Raw genomic sequence first — 3105 nt, forward strand, 5'->3', positions numbered from 1 at the left:
GCGATAATAAAAAGACATACTGGAAAGGCATTGAGCAGTTATCAAATGACCCCGCATTTGTAAAAAATGCAGATAAGGAGTTCCCTGAATTCCTTCCCATCAACCAAAACGAAGGAGGCGGAAGCAGCAGAAGGGACTTTTTGAAAATGATGGGTTTTGGTATAGCGGCAGTATCATTGGCAGCCTGTGAGGCACCGATCAGAAAAGCTATTCCTTATGTTAATAAACCTGTTGACGTAGATCCCGGTGTTCCTAACTACTACGCATCTACCTATGTTAATGGTGGTGACTACTGTAGTATTCTGGTTAAGACCAGGGAAGGACGTCCCATAAAAATCGAAGGAAATAAACTTTCTAAAATTACTCAAGGCGGAACCAGTGCTCAGGTACAGGCTTCCGTTCTTACTTTATATGATAATGAGCGTCTTATCACGCCTGTTATCGAAGGTAAAGATGGTAAATGGGAAGATCTTGATAAAGCTGTAATAAGCAAGCTCGGCAGTATAGCCGCACAGGGAGGTCAGATCAGAATTGTGAGCAACACGATTTTGAGCCCTACCACTAAAAAAGTGATCGATGATTTTAAAGCAAAGTACCCTACAGCACAGCACGTAACTTACGACGCGGTTTCTGCCCACGGTATACTTGCTGCCAATGAGGAGTCATTCGGTCAGAGGGCAATACCTTCTTACGATTTCAGCAAAGCGGATGTAATTGTAAGCTTTGGAGCCGACTTCTTAGGTACGTGGATCTCACCTGTTGAGTATTCCAAACAGTACAGCAAAACGAGAAAAATTGGTCCTAACAAAAAGACCATGTCTCGTCACTACCAATTCGAATCAAACTTGACTACTACCGGTGCCAATGCAGATTACAGAACCCCGATTAAACCTTCGGAAGAAGGTAAGGCTGTAATTGAGTTGTATGAGGCTATTACCGGTGGAAAGAAATCACAGATAAAGTATATTGATAAGGCGGCTACTGAACTTAAGAAAGCCAGAGGAAAATCCCTCGTGGTTTCAGGTTCAAACGACCCGGCAGTGCAACTGGTGGTTAACGCTATCAACAATGCGTTGAGCAACTACGGCTCTACCATTGACATGTCAACACCTGCTTATTACCGTCAAGGAAATGACGTAGAAATGAAGAAGTTTGTTTCTGATGCAAAAGCAGGCCGTATAGCAGGAGTTATTTTCTACAACTGTAATCCTGTTTATAACTACAAAGGTGGCGAAGACCTTGCAGGTGCGTTAAGCAAGGTGTCCCTTAAAATATCTACAGCAGACAGACCAGACGAAACAGCAGTAGTTTCAGACTACGTAGCTCCTAACCACCACTTCCTCGAGTCGTGGGGTGATGCAGAGCCTAAGAAAGGTCATTACAGTCTGATTCAGCCTACCATTACACCTATTTTCAAAACCAGGCAATCGGAAGAGAGCCTTTTGAAATGGGCTGGTGTGGAAACTCCTGATTATTACACTTACCTGAAAAATACATGGAACAGGGACATGGGTGTAAGCAACTGGGATCAGGCTTTACATGATGGAGTATACTACGGTGGCGGTGTAAGCAACACTGCTGAAGCCGATACATTAGCAACTGAAATGACCGCAGCCGTTGGTGCCGCAGTTTCTTTCAGCGGTAATGTTAGTGGAGCCGTTCAGTCAATAAATAAAAATTACAAAGGTGCAGGTCTGGAGCTGGCTCTTTACCAGAAAGTGGGTATCGGAGACGGAACCCAGGCCAACAACCCATGGCTGCAGGAAATGCCAGACCCGGTAACAAAAGCTACCTGGGACAATTACCTGACCGTAAGCAAAAAATGGGCAGATGAAAATGGCGTAGACTGCTTTGAAGGAAAATGCAACATGGCCAAACTTACCGTTAAAGGAGTTTCTGTTGTGCTTCCTATTCTTATCCAACCAGGACAAGCCGAAGGTACAGTAGGTCTTGCATTGGGTTACGGCCGCTTAAATGCGGGTAAAGTAGCTAATAGCAGGGGTGTAGATGCTTATCCTTTTGTAACTACTGTAAACGGTGTGCTTAGCTACAATGTACTGAGTGATGTAAGTGTTGAAGTACTTCCTGAGAAATATCAGATAGCTCAGACACAGACGCACCAGACCTACATGGGCAGAGACAACGTTATACAGGAATCTGTTCTTTCGGAATACAAAGTTAATCCTCTTGCCGGTCGTCACGAACCTAAAATTTCTACCTGGATGTCAGAAGATGGCAAGGTGGATGCAGGAGCACTATCGCTTTGGAAAGGCCATAAATACAACAACCACCACTGGGGTATGGCCATCGACCTTAACTCTTGTACAGGATGTAGTGCATGTACCATTGCCTGCCAGTCAGAGAATAACGTGCCTGTAGTAGGTAGGGACGAAGTGATCAATAGAAGGGATATGCACTGGTTGAGAATAGACAGATACTATAGCAGTGATGCTCCGGCTGATGATCTTCAAGGTCTTGAGCAGGCAGCAGCTAACCCTGAAGTTACTTTCCAGCCTATGCTTTGCCAGCACTGTAACAACGCTCCTTGTGAGACAGTATGTCCGGTGGCTGCAACCACGCATAGCACAGAAGGTCTTAACCAAATGACATATAACAGATGTATCGGTACAAGGTATTGTGCGAACAACTGTCCTTATAAAGTGAGACGTTTCAACTGGTTCAAATACCATGACAACGGTGATTTTGAAAACATCAACACTTCAATGAACAATGATCTTGGTAAGATGGTACTTAACCCTGATGTTACCGTAAGATCAAGAGGTGTAATGGAGAAATGTTCTTTCTGCGTTCAAAGAATCCAGTACGCTAAGCTAGAGGCTAAGAAAGATGGAAGAAGACCTGTTGACGGTGAAGTGACAACTGCTTGTGCAAGTGCATGTCCTACGGATGCTATTATGTTCGGGGATATGAACGACAAGGAAAGCAGAATTTATAAGATGCTTAACATCCATGATACCGAAGGCCCTGACTATATCACTGAGAAGGAAATTCATGAGCCAAGGGCATATCATGTATTGGCAGAAATTGGAACAAAACCTAATGTTACTTATCTGACTAAGATCAGAAATAAGGATAAAGAGGAAA

Annotated in this window: 1 protein-coding gene; it reads left to right on the top strand. The window is 43.9% G+C overall.

Features of this window, described 5'->3' with window-relative positions; genetic code table 11:
- Positions 1-3105 (top strand): TAT-variant-translocated molybdopterin oxidoreductase (locus E1163_RS01445; RefSeq protein ID WP_155168748.1); only part of this gene is annotated, 3105 nt, incomplete at both ends.

Source organism: Fulvivirga kasyanovii (assembly GCF_009711405.1).
GTDB lineage: Bacteria > Bacteroidota > Bacteroidia > Cytophagales > Cyclobacteriaceae > Fulvivirga > Fulvivirga kasyanovii.